This is a genomic window from Streptomyces griseicoloratus, assembly GCF_014534645.1.
Classification (GTDB): domain Bacteria; phylum Actinomycetota; class Actinomycetes; order Streptomycetales; family Streptomycetaceae; genus Streptomyces; species Streptomyces griseicoloratus.
Genome location: NZ_JACVQF010000149.1, coordinates 1 through 214 on the forward strand (window position 1 = coordinate 1; position 214 = coordinate 214).

Genomic DNA, 214 nt, shown 5'->3' on the forward strand with positions numbered 1-214 from the left:
TGCCGTCTGCGGTGGTGGTCCTTGACGCGCTGCCGTTGACCGCCAACGGCAAGCTCGACCGCAAGGCCCTCCCTGTGCCCACGTACGGAGCCGCGACTTCGCGTGCCGGGCGCGGACCGGCGACCGCGCAAGAGGAGATCCTCTGTCAGGTGTTCGCGGAGGTCCTCGGCGTGCCGTCGGTCGGTGTGGACGACGACTTCTTCGAACTCGGCGG

At 69.6% G+C, this 214-nt stretch carries 1 protein-coding gene; it reads left to right on the top strand.

Annotated features, from left to right (window positions below; all coding sequences use genetic code 11):
- On the top strand, positions 1 to 214 hold a 214-nt coding region (locus H0H10_RS04515), incomplete at both ends, for a phosphopantetheine-binding protein (protein WP_188179494.1).